Below are 15052 nucleotides of genomic sequence, written 5' to 3' on the forward strand. Positions count from 1 at the left end.
AAGTCCACCCAAACCTGCCAGCCCAGCATCAGAGAGATTCCAAAGAACCTCTCTGATACCCAAAACCAACCCTCAGCGGTTACCCGGAACCTGCTTCGGGTGAGCACCCGTGGTGTTGTTGATCAGGCTGTCAGTAGCCGTCTGCTCGAACGCCGAGAGCTTGTGCTCCATCTCGCTGCGCAGTTGCGGATCATCGACCACCTTGCCACCGGCCTCACGCCCCAGCCAATAACGGTACAGATGCGCGTCGCGATCACGCGGTTTGACCAGGATGTGCTCGCCACTGACCAAGGCCACGGTCGGGTCACTGCCCGACGGTTTGATCACCGCCACACCAGCATCGTCTTGCGGCAGGCTGAGCAGGTCACGGCCCCAGCATTGCTGCTGGGTCGGCTCGCCCAGGCGGCCCATGATGGTCGGCACCACGTCGATCTGGCTGCCAACGATATCGCGGCTAGCGCCGAAGGTTTCCTGCACGCCAGGGCCGATCATCAGCAACGGGATGCTGAAGCGCGACAGATCCATCTCGGTGATCTGCTCGTCATTGCCGAAGCCGTGGTCGCCCAGGATCACGAACAGGGTGTCCTTGAAGTACGGCTCTTTGCGCGCCTTGGCGAAGAACTGACCCAACGCCCAATCGGCGTAGCGCATGGCAGTGAGGTGCTCGTCGTGAGAGCCATGCCCTGTCACACGCTCGACCGGCAGGTTTTCCGGCAGGGCGTAAGGCGTGTGGTTGGACAGGGTCTGCAGCAACGCATAGAAGGGCTTGCCCTTCTTGTCGAGACTGGCCAGCTCGGTGGCCGCGCGGTCGAACATGTCCTGATCGGACACCCCCCAGGTCGGGTCGATGAACACCGGGTCGACGAAGTCCTCACGGCCGACGAAGTTGCGCATGCCCTGGTTGCCGAAGAAGCCCGACTGGTTGTCCCAGGAGAAGCTGCCGTTGTAGACGTAAACGTCATCGTAGCCACGCACGCTGAGTTGCTGCGGCAGCCCGGAGAACTGGTGGCCGCCCTCGGGCATACGCATCAGGTACTCGAACCCCGGCAGATTGGGGAAGCAGGCCATGGTGGCGAACATGCCCTGGTGGGTATGGGTGCCGTTGGAGAAGAACCGCTGGAACAGCAGACCCTGCTTGGCCAGGGCGTCGAAGTTCGGCGTGATGCCGTCGGCATTGCCCATGGCGCCGATATAGCGGCCAGCCATGCTCTCCATGAGGATCACTACCACGTTGCGCACCTGCGGCAGGCGGCCCTCGGCAGGTGGTGTGGTGACGCGACGGATCGCTGCCAGGTCGTCATCGATCAGGCGATCGTTCGGTGTCAGCAGCATGTTGCGCGTCGTCTGCAGCGCCTCGGCTTCAGGCAGCGTCGCCTTCCAGCGGTTGTCGCCCTGGTCGGAGAAGAAGTAGCTGGCGGCGCTGACCAGGGTCAGGGTGCCGTTGAGGCCGAGGTGGTTGGCGAACATCGACTCGGTGGTGTAGGCATCACCCCAACGCAGCGGCGGGCCGGAACGCAGCGTGCCACGCGCCGACACCACACTGACCAGCAGGAGCATCACGAACACCGCCGTGCGCGCCGGCCAGCGCGGTGCCGGTGCGTGGCTGCGTGCCCGCGTGGCGCGCTCGATACGGCGGAACAGCCAGGCCAGCACAGCCGTGGCCAGCACCCATACCAGCAGCAGGCGCAGCACCGGGAAGCCGTTCCAGATCATGCTCGACACCGTGCCGAGATCTTCCTGCATGTACTGGAACACCAGGCTGTTCAGACGCTGGTGGAACTCGCGATAGAAGTTCAGCTCCGCCACCGCCAGGAACAGGCACAGGCTGGTGGCAACGGTCAGCCAGGCCACATGCAGACGGCGCGCGGCCATGGCCCGCACGCTGAACAACGACAACGTCAGCGGGATGCACAGGTAGACGATCAGGCGCAGGTCGAAGCGTGCGCCGTTGAAGAATGCCTCGACGAAGCTGGCCAGCGGCGTCTGCCCGATCATCGCCTGGTTGTAGGCCAACAGGCCGGCACGGGCCAGGGCGAAGAGCAGCAGCATGCACAACACGCTGCCGATAAGGAACGCCAGGTGACTGCCAATACTGACTGGCCCCGTCGGGTGGGCGGTAGATGCGGGTGACTGCATGGAACGACCTTGATCTGAGGGATAGGGAGTGCAGAGCGTGGGCCTACGCACGAGAGCGGACGCAAGCACACGCAGTGTGCCGCAAAGGAAGTCAAAAATTCGTCAAAAAAGAAGAATTATCGTTCCAGCCTGACGCTGCGACTTAGGTGCAATGGGCAATCCGCCCACCCACAGGCACAATGCGGGCAAACAAGACCACGAGGCCGCGCCATGAGCAAAGCGGACATGCTCGCCCAGGCGGGCAGGACGGCGGTGCTGCAGAACATCCATGGCACCATGGAGTTCCTGCAGAAGTTCCCCCCCTTCAACCAGATGGACACGGCCCATCTGGCGTTTCTGGTCGAGCATTGCCAGCTGCGCTTCTACGCTGAAGGCGATTCGATCATCAAGCCCAGCGATGGCCCGGTCGAGCACTTCTACATCGTCAAGCAGGGCCGTGTGCATGGCGAGCGCCCGCACAGCGCCCGACGCGGCACCGAGACCACCTTCGAGATCACCGCTGGCGAGTGCTTCCCGCTGGCCGCGCTGATCGGCGAGCGCGCCACGCGCACCGAACACCTGGCCGCCGAAGACACCTTCTGCCTGCTGCTGGCCAAGCATGCCTTCGTCAAGCTGTTCGCCGTTTCCAACCCGCTGCGCGACTTCGCCTTGCGCGGCGTCAGCAGCCTGCTCGACCAGGTCAACCAGCAGGTGCAATTGCGCGCGGTGGAAACCCTAGGCGCGCAATATTCCCTGGATACCCGCCTCGGCGAACTGGCCATGCGCCAACCCATCGGCTGCGCGCCGGACACGCCGCTGCGCGATGCCGTGCGGCTGATGCACGAGCAGCACGTCGGCAGCATCGTGATCCTCGACCCACAGCGCCGCCCGCTGGGTATCTTCACCCTGCGCGATCTGCGCCGGGTAGTGGCCGATGGCATCGATCTGGCGCAGCCGATCAGCGCACTGATGACCACCGCCCCCTTCCATCTGCCACCGGATGCCAGCGCCTTCGACGCCGCCATCGCCATGACCGAGCGGCATATCGCCCATGTCTGCCTGGTGCAGAACGAGCAACTGTGTGGGGTGATTTCCGAGCGCGACCTGTTCAGCCTGCAGCGCGTCGACCTGGTGCACCTGGCGCGCACCATCCGTCACGCCGGCAAAATCGAGACGTTGGCTGGACTGCGTAGCGATATCCGCCTACTGGTCGACCGCATGCTCGCCCACGGCGCCAGCTCGACGCAGATCACCCATATCATCACCCTGCTCAACGACCACACGGTGTGCCGGGTGATCGAGCTGACGCTGGAGGAAAAAGGCGACCCCGGCATGCCCTTCACCTGGCTGTGCTTCGGCAGCGAAGGCCGCCGTGAGCAGACCCTGCACACCGATCAGGACAACGGCATCCTTTTCGAGGCCAGCGACGCAGCCGAGGCCGCCGCCATTCGCGGACGCCTGCTGCCGCTGGCCGCCGAGATCAACCAGCGCCTGGAGCAGTGCGGCTTCACCCTGTGCAAGGGCAATATCATGGCCGGCAACCCCGAGCTGTGCCTGTCACGCCAGGAGTGGTCGCGACGCTTCGCCGGGTTCATCCATGAGGCGACCCCGGAGAATCTGCTGGGCTCGTCGATCTACTTCGACCTGCGCAGCGTCTGGGGGCCGACCGAGGGCTGTGAGCAACTGCGCAGCGAGCTGCTCGAACGGGTCGCCGGCAACAGCCTGTTCCAGCGCATGCTGGCCGAGAACGCCCTGCGCCAGCGCCCCCCCGTTGGACGTTTCCGTGATTTCGTGGTGGCCCGCTCCGGTGCCGACAAGGACACACTCGATCTCAAGGTGCAGGGCCTGACGCCCTTCGTCGACGGTGCGCGCCTGCTGGCACTGGCCAATGGCGTGGGCGCCGTCGGCACCCTGGAGCGCCTGCGCGCCCTGATCAGCCGTGGCGTGATCGAGGCGCTGGACGGCGCGGCCTTCGAGGAGGCCTATCATTTCATTCAGCAAACGCGGATGCAGCAGCACCAGTTGCAGGCGCGCGACGAGTTGCCCTACTCCAACCGACTCGACCCCGACAGCCTGAACCTGCTGGATCGGCGCATCCTGCGCGAATCCTTTCGCCAAGCCCAGCGCCTGCAGAGCAGCCTGGCCACGAGGTATCAGCTATGAGCAAATTCACCTGGTTCAGCGGCCGCGGCCCGGCCCTGACCCAGACGCAACTGGAACGGCGCCAGGCCCTGGCGCTGCCGGCGCCGCTGGACGAGCGCCCGCTGCACCAGCAACGCTTCGTCGTCCTCGATCTGGAAACCACCGGCCTGAACCTGCGCCGCGACCTGGTACTGGCCATCGGCGCGGTGGTGATCGATAACGGCGCCATCGACTTCGCCGAGCAGTTCGAATGCACCCTGTGCCGGCCGAATCACCAGGCCAGCGTCAGCACCCTGATCCACGGCATCGCCCCCAGCGAAGTGGCGCGTGGCGTCGACCCGGCACAGGCGCTGCTGGAGTTCATGGAGTTCGTCGGCGACAGCCCGCTGCTGGCGTTTCACGCCGGCTTCGACCAGCGCATGCTAGCCCGCGCCCTGAAGCAGAGCCTGGATTACCGCCTGCAACATCACTTCTTCGATGTCGCCGAGATCGCCCCGCTGCTTTGCCCCGACAACAAGCTACAGCACGGTGGCCTGGACGCCTGGGTCAAGGCCTTCGGTCTGCAGGTGCAGCAGCGTCACCATGCCAGCGCTGATGCCCTGGTCACCGCCGAACTGGCGCTGATGCTGTTCAGCAAGGCACGCCGCCAGGGCATCGACAGCCTGGTCGAACTGGATCGCCAACTCGCCAGCCGTCGTCGCCGGCAGCAGGCCCTGTCGCTCTGACGCTTCGCCCTACTGCTCGCTGTGCGGCGGTAGATCACGTAGCAGCAAGGCATGGCCGAGGTCGACACCTGGCGCGACTGGCAGGAACACCCGATGGCCGTCGCCCGGCGCGACCGAGATACGCTCGCCAGAGCGGCTCTCCAAATGTTCCAGAGTGAAATGCAGGTTGCCTTGCGGGGTCATCAACTCGATGCCGTCGCCCACCTCGAAGCGATTCTTCACCAACACCTCGGCCAGATCGCCCCGGCGTTCGCCGGTCAGTTCGCCGACGAACTGCTGACGTTCACTGCGCGAGCTGCCGTGCTGGTAGTTCTGGTACTCGTCATGCACATGGCGGCGCAGGAAACCTTCGGTGTAGCCGCGATTGGCCAGTGATTCGAGGTCGTGCATCAAACTGGGATCGAAGCCTCGCCCAGCCACGGCATCGTCGATGGCGCGGCGATAGGCCTGGGCCGTGCGTGCGCAGTAGAAATGGCTCTTGGTGCGCCCTTCGATCTTCAGCGAATGCACGCCCATAGCCACCAGCCGGGGCACGTGCTGCAACGCGCGCAGATCCTTGGAGTTCATGATGTAGGTGCCGTGCTCGTCCTCGTAGGCGGCCATCTGCTCGCCCGGCCGGGTCGCCTCCTCCAGCAGGAAGGCCTGGCTGGTCGGCGCGCCTTCGCCCAAGGTCGGCTCGACCAGACGGACGATATCGCCGGTTTCGTTCTCAGCAGCGGGCGTGGCCTGGTACTGCCAGCGGCAGGCGTTGGTGCAGGTGCCCTGATTGGGATCGCGGCGATTGATGTAGCCCGACAGCAAGCAGCGCCCGGAATAGGCCATGCACAGCGCGCCGTGGACGAACACCTCCAACTCCATTTTCGGCACGGCCTGGCGAATCTCTTCGATCTCTTCCAGTGCCAGCTCGCGGGAGAGGATCACCCGGCTCAGGCCCTGACGTCGCCAGAACTCGACGCTGGCCCAGTTAACCGCGTTGGCCTGCACGGAGAGGTGAATCGGCAGGTGTGGGAAGTGCTCGCGCACCAGCATGATCAGGCCAGGGTCAGACATGATCAGCGCATCCGGTGCCATGTCGATGACCGGCTGCAGATCCTTGAGAAAGGTCTTCAGCTTGGCGTTATGCGGGGCGATGTTGACCACCACGTAGAACTGCTTGTCCTGGGCATGGGCCTCGGCGATGCCCAGGGCCAGGTTGGCGTGATCGAACTCGTTGTTGCGCACCCTCAGGCTGTAACGCGGCTGCCCGGCGTAAACCGCATCGGCGCCGTAGGCGAAGGCATAACGCATATTCTTGAGGCTGCCAGCGGGCGACAGCAATTCGGGACGACACGACATGGAGCACCTGCTTGCAAGGCAAAGCCGGCGATTCTAGGCAGGCAGCGTGCGGCGCTCATTGATCTGCATCTATGGAAAGGCGAAGCCCCGGCATGCCGGGGCTTCGTGATGCAACTGACGGGCAGCGTTCCAGCCGCTGGCTAGCTGCAGACGCGCTGGTACAGCACGCCGCCTTTGTCGATACGCTTGAGCTGCTCCAGCACCGGCTTTTGCTGCGCATCCAGCGGCAGCAGTTCGCCTGTCTGGCAGTTGAGCAGATGCGCCTGATTCGAGACATGATCGATATGCTGCTTCTCGAAGCGATAGAGCATGAATTCGGCCACCGACGCATCGCCCACTTCGCGGCGTACGACGCTCTTGCTGTCGAGCACGGTGAAGGCGGTGGTGATCGGCAGGAAATAGCTCCAGGGACGCCAGAACACATGCCCGGCCTCGCTGGCCACGACTACCGATTCAGGCGGCTGGCGCTCGAGCTGATGGTCGAACCAGGAATACTCGTACACCACCTGGTAGCCCAGCATGCCCAGGCCGCCGAACAGCGGCACCAACCAGCGCGGCAGGCGATTACCGGTGAGTTTGCGCAACAGCAGGGCCAAACCGGCAGCGCCGATCCCCGCTACCACGATGGCGAGCAAAGTCCACAACATATGACGTTCCTGAAAGACGACGGGCCTCCATCGGAGGCCCGTGTACTGAAGCCCTGGCCACCGGATGGTGGCGTCAGGCCGGGATTATGCTCAGTGGCTCAGCGCGGCACCAGCACCTTTGGGAGTACGTACGCTCTCCACCAGATCCTGGATTTCCTGCGGCGGTTCGGCAGTGACCATCGAGACGCCGTAGGCCACGGCGAAGTTGATCAGCGCACCGACGGTACCGAAGGATGCCGGGGAGATACCCATGAACCACTGATCCGGGGTATTGGGCAGGCTGTTGGTGCCCGGGATGAAGAACCAGCCCAGGTAGGTGAAGATGTACACCAGCGTCACCACCAGACCGACCACCATGCCGCAGATCGCACCCTTGTCGTTCATGCGCTTGGAGAAGATCCCCATCATCAGCACCGGGAACAGGGTCGCAGCCGCGATACCGAAGGCCAACGCCACCACCTGCGCAGCGAAGCCCGGTGGATTGAGGCCCAGATAGGTGGCCAGCAGAATCGCCGCCGCCATCGATAGCCGCGCCGCGATCATTTCGTTCTTCTCGCTGATCTTCGGATTGATCAAGGTCTTGATCAGGTCATGACTGATCGCCGAAGAAATCGCCAGCAGCAAGCCTGCGGCCGTCGACAGTGCCGCAGCAATGGCACCCGCCGCGATCAGACCGACTACCCAGGCAGGCAGGTTGGCGATCTCCGGGTTGGCCAGAACCAGGATGTCGTTATTCACGGTCAGCTCGTTACCCTTCCAGCCACGCGAGTCGGCGGTGGCAGTGAAGGCCGGCGCCGCATCGTTGTACATCTGGATACGGCCGTCACCGTTCTTGTCTTCCCACTTGATCAGGCCGGTCTGTTCCCAGTTCTTGACCCAGTCCGGACGCTCGGCATACGCCAGAGCCGGGGCGCTGGCGCCTTCCGGATAGATGGTGGTCACCAGGTTCAGACGTGCCATGGAGGCCACGGCCGGCGCAGTGAGATACAGCAGGGCGATGAAGATCAGCGTCCAGCCAGCAGACCAACGCGCATCGGCCACTTTCGGCACGGTGAAGAAGCGGATGATCACGTGCGGCAGACCGGCAGTACCGATCATCAGCGACATGGTGAACAGCACCATGTTCAGCTTGTTGTCGACATCGGCGGTGTAGGCGGCGAAGCCCAGCTCACGCACCACTTCATCGAGTTTCTGCAGCAGCGGCACGCCCGACTCGACGTGGTCACCGAACAGGCCCAGCGGCGGGATCGGGTTACCGGTCAGCTGCAGGGAGATGAAGATGGCCGGGATGGTGTAGGCCACGATCAGTACCACGTACTGAGCAACCTGGGTGTAGGTGATGCCCTTCATGCCGCCGAATACGGCGTAGGCGAACACCACGGCTGCAGCGATCCAGATACCGGTGGAGTTGCTCACCTCGAGGAAGCGCGAGAAGGCCACACCGGCACCGGCCATCTGGCCGATCACATAGGTCACGGAAATAATCACCAGGCAGATCACCGCAGTCAGGCGCGCGCCACGACTGTAGAAGCGATCACCGATGAAATCCGGCACGGTGAACTTGCCGAACTTGCGCAGGTACGGTGCCAGCAGCATCGCCAGCAGCACGTAGCCGCCGGTCCAGCCCATGAGGAAGGTGGAGTTTGCATAACCGCCAGCGGCGATCAGGCCCGCCATGGAAATGAAGGAGGCTGCGGACATCCAGTCAGCGGCAGTCGCCATGCCGTTGGTGACCGGATGCACACCACCGCCGGCGACGTAGAACTCTTTGGTCGAGCCGGCACGCGCCCAGATGGCGATGCCGATGTAGAGCGCGAAGGACGCGCCTACGAACAACATGTTGATGACGAATTGGCTCATGACCACTTACTCCTCGACGCCGAATTCTTTATCGAGTTTGTTCAGTCTCCACGCGTAGTGAAAAATGAGCCCGATGAAGAAGAGGATGGAGCCCTGCTGGGCGAACCAGAAGCCAAGATCCGCACCGCCGACCATGATGCCCGAGAGCATGGGTCGCAGGATCATGGCGAAACCGTATGAGACGAGTGCCCATACGATCAGGCTGAGGGTGATCAGGCGCACGTTCGCTTTCCAGTACGCCGCCGCGTTTGCTTTATCAGAAGTCATAGCTGCCTCCGGTTATTGTTATTCTGATGCACCTTCAAGCTAGCAGCAGGCCAGCAAAAGTCGACAGCTAGACATTGGTATTAGCCCCACTCGGGGTGAGACGCTCATTCCCCATTTTCCCTGGCCTGCAGTCGATTCTGCCGAGGCAAATAAATGGCGGAGGGCAAACGCTCACTTGCAATTGATAATAGTTCTTCGTAGCACTACCATGCCGGCGCTTTTTCCCTGCCCCAAGGATCTATGAATGCGCCGCCTGGTCGTCCCGCTCTTGGCTCTACCCGCCGTTACCTGTCTTTCCGCCAGCGCTTCAGCCGCCGAAGACAATGCCCCGCTCGCCCTGGAAGCGCTGCAGGTCAATGCAGCCAGTGAGCGTGCCGATGGCCCCGTGACCGGCTACCGCGCCACCCGCTCGGCCAGTGCCACGCGCACCGACACCTCAATCCACGAGATCCCGCAGTCGATCAGCGTGGTTCCCGCAGAGGTGGTACAGGATATCGGCGCCGTACGCCTGGAAGATGCCCTCGACTACGCCGGCGGCGTGGAGCGCGGCAACAACTTCGGCGCTCAAGGCCTGACCGAATTCCTCATTCGCGGCTTCAACAGCCAAGAGTTCTACCGCAACGGCTTCGCCGCCAACCGTGGCTACCCGAACATGCCCGATGCCAGCAGCATCGAACGCATCGAAGTGCTACGCGGCCCGGCAGCCATGCTCTACGGCCGTAGCGACCCCGGCGGCACCTTCAATATCGTCACCAAGCAACCCCAGGCCGAGCGCCGCACCGTGCTGGGCAGCCAGATCAACAGCGAAGGCTTGCGTCGCGGCACCCTCGACACCACCGGTGCGCTGGACGAGCAGGCCGCCTTCACCTACCGCCTGAATCTGGTGACCGAGGGCGGCGACAGCTTCCGCGATGACGTCGAGAGCGAACGCTATGGCGTCGCTCCGGTACTGCGCTGGCAGCTCAATGACGACACCTCCGTCACCTTCGAAGGCGACTACCTGCACAACCGTCATCCGCTCGACCGAGGTGTGACGCGCTACGCCAACCAGAACGGCAAACTGCCGCGTGATCGCTTCCTCGGTGAAGAGGCCGCCGGCAAGCTGACCAACGACAGCGCCACGACCCAGTTGCGCATCGAACACCTGCTCAACGACAACTGGACCCTGCGTGGCGGCGTGCAGTACATGGACGGCGAAATGTCTGGCGGCGCTGTTGAGAACAACAGCAACAGCTACCGCGGCGGCCTGGCCGCTGGCAACAGCGTCGTCGGACGTAACTACAACGAACGCTGGCTGAACTGGAACGACGTCAACGTCCAGGCCAATGCCGAAGGCAACTTCGACACCGCCGGCTTCGCCCACACCCTGCTGGTGGGCGTGGAATACGACAAGTTCAACTACAACTCGCTGATCCGGCGCTCGCCGAACGACAGCGCGTTCCCCATCGACCTGTACAACCCGGTACACGGCCAGCCACTGCCGGCGCTGACTCGCACCACCACGCATGACGCTGAAACGCTGAAGTCCTACGCCTTCTACCTGCAGGATCAGGTCGCGCTGACCGAACGCCTCAAGGCGCAAGTAGGGGCGCGTATCGAGCGCTTCGAGCAGAGCTACGAGGACAAGCTGCCCAATGCCGCAGACTGGGATCAGGCGCACAACGCCGTCACCCCGCGCTTCGGCCTGATCTACGACCTCACCGACGAGTTGGCGGTGTTCGCCAATACCTCGCGTTCGTTCAAACCCAACCGGGGAGCAGACCGCCAGAACGGTGCCTTCGACCCGGAAGAAGGTGTCGCCCATGAAGTCGGCATCAAGTACGACATGCTCGACCGCGACCTCAGCCTGACCGCAGCGATGTTCCACATCGTCAAGGAGAACGTGCTGACCAACGACCCGAACAACACAGGGTCGGAATCCTTCCAGATCGCCGCAGGCGAAGTGCGCAGCCGTGGCTTCGATATCAACTTAGCCGGCAACATCACCCCGCAGTGGCGAGTGATCGGCGGCTATGCCTATGTCGACGCCGAAGTCACCGAAAGCACCAGCGCCAACATGCCGGAGGGCGAGCGTCTGGGTAACGTGCCACGGCACAGCTTCAACCTGCTCGACACCTATGAGTTCGACAGCGGCACCCTGGCCGGACTGGGCCTGGGTATGGGCGTGAAGTACGTCAGCGAGCGTCAGGGCCAGACCAGCAACGACACCTTCGACATGGACGGCTACAGCGTGGTCGACCTGCTGGCCTACTACCCGCTGACCGAGAACGTGCGCCTGAACCTCAACCTGAACAACGTGTTCGACAAGCACTACGAGGAACGCGCCTGGAACGTCTGGGCCTACCCCGGCGAGCCGCGTACGCTGCAGGCGGGGATTTCGGTCAGCCTGTAAAGAGAAACGCCAGGTGAGCAGCACTCACCTGGCGTTCGGCGTGTAGCCCGGAGGCAATCCGGGATGATCTGGCGCATGGCCCCGGATTGCATCCGGGCCATGTACCTTAGAGCGGGTCGGAGACCAGCTCGATTGGTGACAGATAGCGTTCGTCGCCGTACTCAATACGAAACTGATCGCGGCGCGGATCGTCCTCGAGTGTCTGGCATTCGCCGTCGGTCACCACCATGCGCCTGCCTGTATGAGTTCGCTTGAGAATCAGATCGCGGTAGCCATCGCGGCCGACCTTGCCCGTGACGATGAGAACGCCCTTGGCCTCGCCGAATGAGGCCGTGCAATCGTCATCTCGTTCACCGCCAAAGCTCTCCACCACCAGTGCCCCCATCAACGAGCGCAACCCTTTCTCTTTCAACTCGTAGAGTGTGATCTCGGTTTCACTGAAGGGATTCATGCGCGACCAGTTGCGGCGACTGATGCGTACACCAAAAGCCAGGTCATCCCCACGCAGCCGATAAGGCGCCGTATCGAAGGTCATTCCCTCAACGTAAACCGCATCCCAATCCAACTTATCAGGCTCGACCAGACGTGCCACGAAGCGCTGCTGGTGGTTATCGAGCACCAGCACTTCCAGATCCGTCACCCCATAACCATTATGCTCTGCGCGAATCAACGGCAGCGCCACCAGCGTGAGGTGCGGGCGCGCCGGCCATACCTTGCAGATGCTCCGTCCGGCATCCACCCGGTAGCGCCCGAGCTCGTCCTCCAGCGCCTGGCCAGCCTCGTGACCCGGATGGGCCATTTCGATCCAGGCTGGCAGTTGCTGCCGGCAATCATCGGCCTGCGCCAGGCTCGCCAGCAGCAACCCGCCAAGGGCGATAAGCAGTCTCTTGTTCATCCTTGAAGCACTCCCGTTCGATGTGCCGCGAGTCTACGCGGCCACTCGCCCACTGCCCATGACGGGCATCGCGAAACAGCCAGGCAATCCGCCGCGCCAGCCACTGCCCGGCACGCGCCTCCTCGCGCAAACCGATATGCCCGCTCATGCCCGGTACCACAGACGCATGAAGCCCAGCGCCAGCAGCAGGCCGACCTGGCCTAGCGCCGCGCACATCGCCAGGAACGAACGCAGCGATGGGTTGTTCACCGCATCATGAACGCCGGTCAGTTCATTCCAGAACCCTTCCGGCAACACCGTCAGACTCAGACTGGCCAGCGGCTTGCCGGTCAGCAGCAGGCCATCGATCAGGTTGAACCAGCCGAAGAACATCAAGCCGATCAGGATCACCACCGCCACAACCAGACCAAGGCCCAGGCAGGCGGAAAACTGCAATAACAGACGCATGGAATCACCTCCAGAGAAGAGGCGCGGCACTCGCCGCGCCGATTGCATTCAGGCTTGCGGGGCCATGCGGCCGACGCCGTACCAGTCCAGCTTGCGGGTCAGCACCATCACGCTGCCGAGCACGCCGAACACCAGCAGCGAGCCCATCAGCAGGGCGTAGTCCTCGGCGCTGAGCAAGCCGAAAAGCATCCCGTACAGCGCCGCCAGCAAGGCGCCAAAGCCCAGGCCGCGCTGCCAGCTGTGCAAGACGAAGCTGACGTAGAAGCCGATCAGGCCGACGCAGGCGCCTGCCGACAAGCAATAGGCCAGGGTGAATGGCAGGTGCTCGGAGAGCGACAAGAGCAACAGGTAGAACAGCGCCAGCGACAGACCGACCAGGGCGTACTGCACCGGGTGTACAGCCAGGCGCTTGAGCACCTCGAAGAGGAAGAAGGTGGCGAAGGTCAGGGCGATGAACAGCAGCGCATATTTGATCGCCCGGTCGGTCTTCAGGTACTGATCCACGGGATCAACGAAACTCACCCCAAAGCTGCGCCCGAACAGTGCCTGGCACTGGTTCTCGCCAGCACAGCTACGCAGCGCTTCCTCGAGATTGGTGGCGAAGAAGCTGGTCTGCCACTCGGCACTGAAACCCTGATCGGTGATCTCGCGGCGGCTCGGCAGGTATTCGCCGACGAAGCTCGGGTGCGGCCAGTCGGACTTCAGGCTGACGCGGCTATCACGCCCCACCGGCACCACATCGAGTTGCTCGGTGCCCTGCAGCTTGAGGTCAAAGGCAAAGTCGAGCACCTGCCCGCCCTGGCTGTCCAGCGCTGGCAGCGCTACGTGCACGCCATCGCCGAAACGGTTGTCATGGGTGCCGGGCGCGAAGCTCAGGGTCTGACCATTGAGGCGCAACTTGAGGTCGTTGTTGATGCCGCGGATATCGCTGATACCAACAGCAAGGAAAGGTGTCTCGAAGCGATAGAAGCCCAGGTCGTCGCCCAGCCCCAGACGCGCCGGCAAGCGGAACTGGCCGCTGACCTGGCTATCGCTGCGGTACAGACGTGCTTCGTAGATGCCACGCGCACGCAGCTCGGTGCTGATCTGGCCATCGAGCACGAAGCGTTCCGGCAGGAAATACAGGCGACCACGGCGCTGACGCTCCTCGCTGTAGCGCTCGCCGGTCTTCTCGTTGGTTTTCCACTCATGAGTGGTCTTGATATAGGGCACGACCAGGATCGGCCCGGTGATCTGCTGGCGATAACTGGAACTGCGGGCGATGTCCTGCAGCACTTGGTAGCGCAGGCCTTGGCGCTCGTCGACCAGGCCATCGATCATCAACAGGGGAATCATCAGCAGCATAATCAGCAAGGCGATGGCGCCCAGCTTGAAGCCCAGGGAACGGCTCATGGTACGGCTCTCCGTAGCGAGTGAAGGTACGGCAAAGTCTGGGCAGCTACGGTGGGAGGCGTATGGGGTGAGCGTGGAGATTGTGTGGAGACTGTGTGAACGAGAAAGGGCGCCGATTCAGGGCGCCCTTTCTAACTGCTATGCGGCATAAGACTGCTCCCGCGTGGTGGATGACCGGATCAGCTGATACGGTTGGCACCCACGCGGTCAGCGCCATCTGCGGCTACGCGGTTGGCACCCACACGGTCAGCACCGTCTGCGGCTACGCGGTTGGCACCCACACGGTCAGCACCGTCTGCGGCTACGCGGTTGGCACCGACACGATCAGCACCGTCTGCAGCTACACGGTTCGCACCCACACGGTCAGCACCGTCTGCGGCTACGCGGTTGGCACCGACACGATCAGCACCGTCTGCAGCTACACGGTTCGCACCGACACGATCAGCACCGTCTGCGGCTACGCGGTTCGCGCCAGCGCGGTCGGCACCATCTTCAACGATGCGGAAGCGCTCCAGGGTACGCTCGTAGCCACCTTCGGCAACGCGGTTGGTGCCGACACGATCAGCGCCATCTTCAGCGACGACAGGGGCAGCGGACTGTTCGGCGGAAACCTGCGGCAGGGCGAAAGCGCTGGCAGACAGGGTGGCGATAACGAGGCTGGCGAGGATTTGCTTTTTCATGGTCGTTCTCCGAAAGAGGGGGTAAGTAACTGGCTACGGGGCCCATGTTACGCACGCCCCAAAACGGCAAAAGGCACATCTCGGGATAGTGACAATCAATGCCATCGATACTTGGAAAATCGCTTATCGATCAGATAGATAGTCAGCACGACCGA

At 63.1% G+C, this 15052-nt stretch carries 12 protein-coding genes; 3 read left to right on the forward strand and 9 right to left on the reverse strand.

Going from position 1 to position 15052, the window contains the following annotated elements:
• Positions 1–72: 72 nt before the first annotated feature.
• On the reverse strand, positions 73–2136 hold the full coding sequence (locus tag VC352_RS06620) for an LTA synthase family protein (RefSeq protein ID WP_322978789.1): 2064 nt from the start codon (positions 2134–2136) through the stop codon (positions 73–75).
• Positions 2137–2346: 210 nt separating this feature from the next.
• Between VC352_RS06620 and VC352_RS06625 the strand changes: the two genes are divergently transcribed.
• Both VC352_RS06625 and VC352_RS06630 read left to right on the forward strand, forming a co-directional pair.
• A complete protein-coding gene (locus VC352_RS06625) occupies positions 2347–4278 on the forward strand; it encodes a putative nucleotidyltransferase substrate binding domain-containing protein (protein WP_322978790.1) in 1932 nt (643 codons plus the stop codon).
• Complete coding sequence (locus tag VC352_RS06630) at positions 4275–4982, forward strand: 3'-5' exonuclease (RefSeq protein WP_322978791.1); 708 nt, start codon at positions 4275–4277, stop codon at positions 4980–4982. The genes VC352_RS06625 and VC352_RS06630 overlap by 4 nt, the downstream gene beginning before the upstream one ends.
• Positions 4983–4991: 9 nt before the next feature.
• On the opposite strand, the gene yegQ is transcribed toward VC352_RS06630, so the two are convergent.
• From yegQ to VC352_RS06650, 4 genes are all read right to left on the reverse strand, one after another.
• A complete protein-coding gene (gene yegQ, locus VC352_RS06635; protein WP_322978792.1) occupies positions 4992–6317 on the reverse strand; it encodes a tRNA 5-hydroxyuridine modification protein YegQ in 1326 nt (441 codons plus the stop codon).
• A 140-nt stretch (positions 6318–6457) separates the two neighbouring features.
• Positions 6458–6964 (reverse strand): hypothetical protein, encoded by a 507-nt coding sequence (locus tag VC352_RS06640; protein WP_322978793.1) that lies wholly within the window; start codon positions 6962–6964, stop codon positions 6458–6460.
• A 90-nt stretch (positions 6965–7054) separates the two neighbouring features.
• Complete coding sequence (locus tag VC352_RS06645; protein WP_322978794.1) at positions 7055–8824, reverse strand: sodium:solute symporter family protein; 1770 nt, start codon at positions 8822–8824, stop codon at positions 7055–7057.
• A gap of 6 nt (positions 8825–8830) precedes the next feature.
• Positions 8831–9091 carry a DUF4212 domain-containing protein gene (locus VC352_RS06650; protein WP_322978795.1) on the reverse strand — a complete coding sequence of 87 codons (261 nt, stop codon included), beginning with the start codon at positions 9089–9091 and terminating at the stop codon, positions 8831–8833.
• Positions 9092–9335: 244 nt separating this feature from the next.
• On the opposite strand from VC352_RS06650, the gene VC352_RS06655 reads away from it, so the two are divergent.
• Complete coding sequence (locus tag VC352_RS06655; RefSeq protein ID WP_322978796.1) at positions 9336–11483, forward strand: TonB-dependent siderophore receptor; 2148 nt, start codon at positions 9336–9338, stop codon at positions 11481–11483.
• A gap of 106 nt (positions 11484–11589) precedes the next feature.
• Here VC352_RS06655 and VC352_RS06660 read toward each other — a convergent pair whose 3' ends face one another.
• The 4 genes from VC352_RS06660 to VC352_RS06675 all read right to left on the reverse strand — a co-directional run bounded on the left by VC352_RS06660 (position 11590) and on the right by VC352_RS06675 (position 14897).
• Positions 11590–12378 (reverse strand): hypothetical protein, encoded by a 789-nt coding sequence (locus tag VC352_RS06660; protein WP_322978797.1) that lies wholly within the window; start codon positions 12376–12378, stop codon positions 11590–11592.
• Positions 12379–12522: 144 nt separating this feature from the next.
• Positions 12523–12825 (reverse strand): hypothetical protein, encoded by a 303-nt coding sequence (locus tag VC352_RS06665; RefSeq protein ID WP_159970963.1) that lies wholly within the window; start codon positions 12823–12825, stop codon positions 12523–12525.
• A 48-nt stretch (positions 12826–12873) separates the two neighbouring features.
• On the reverse strand, positions 12874–14217 hold the full coding sequence (gene creD / locus VC352_RS06670; RefSeq protein ID WP_322978798.1) for a cell envelope integrity protein CreD: 1344 nt from the start codon (positions 14215–14217) through the stop codon (positions 12874–12876).
• A 179-nt stretch (positions 14218–14396) separates the two neighbouring features.
• Positions 14397–14897, reverse strand: a complete 501-nt coding sequence (locus VC352_RS06675) for a phage infection protein (protein ID WP_322978799.1) — start codon at positions 14895–14897, stop codon at positions 14397–14399.
• Positions 14898–15052: the final 155 nt, after the last annotated feature.

Source organism: Pseudomonas sp. C11 (genome assembly GCF_034683865.1).
Lineage (GTDB): Bacteria > Pseudomonadota > Gammaproteobacteria > Pseudomonadales > Pseudomonadaceae > Aquipseudomonas.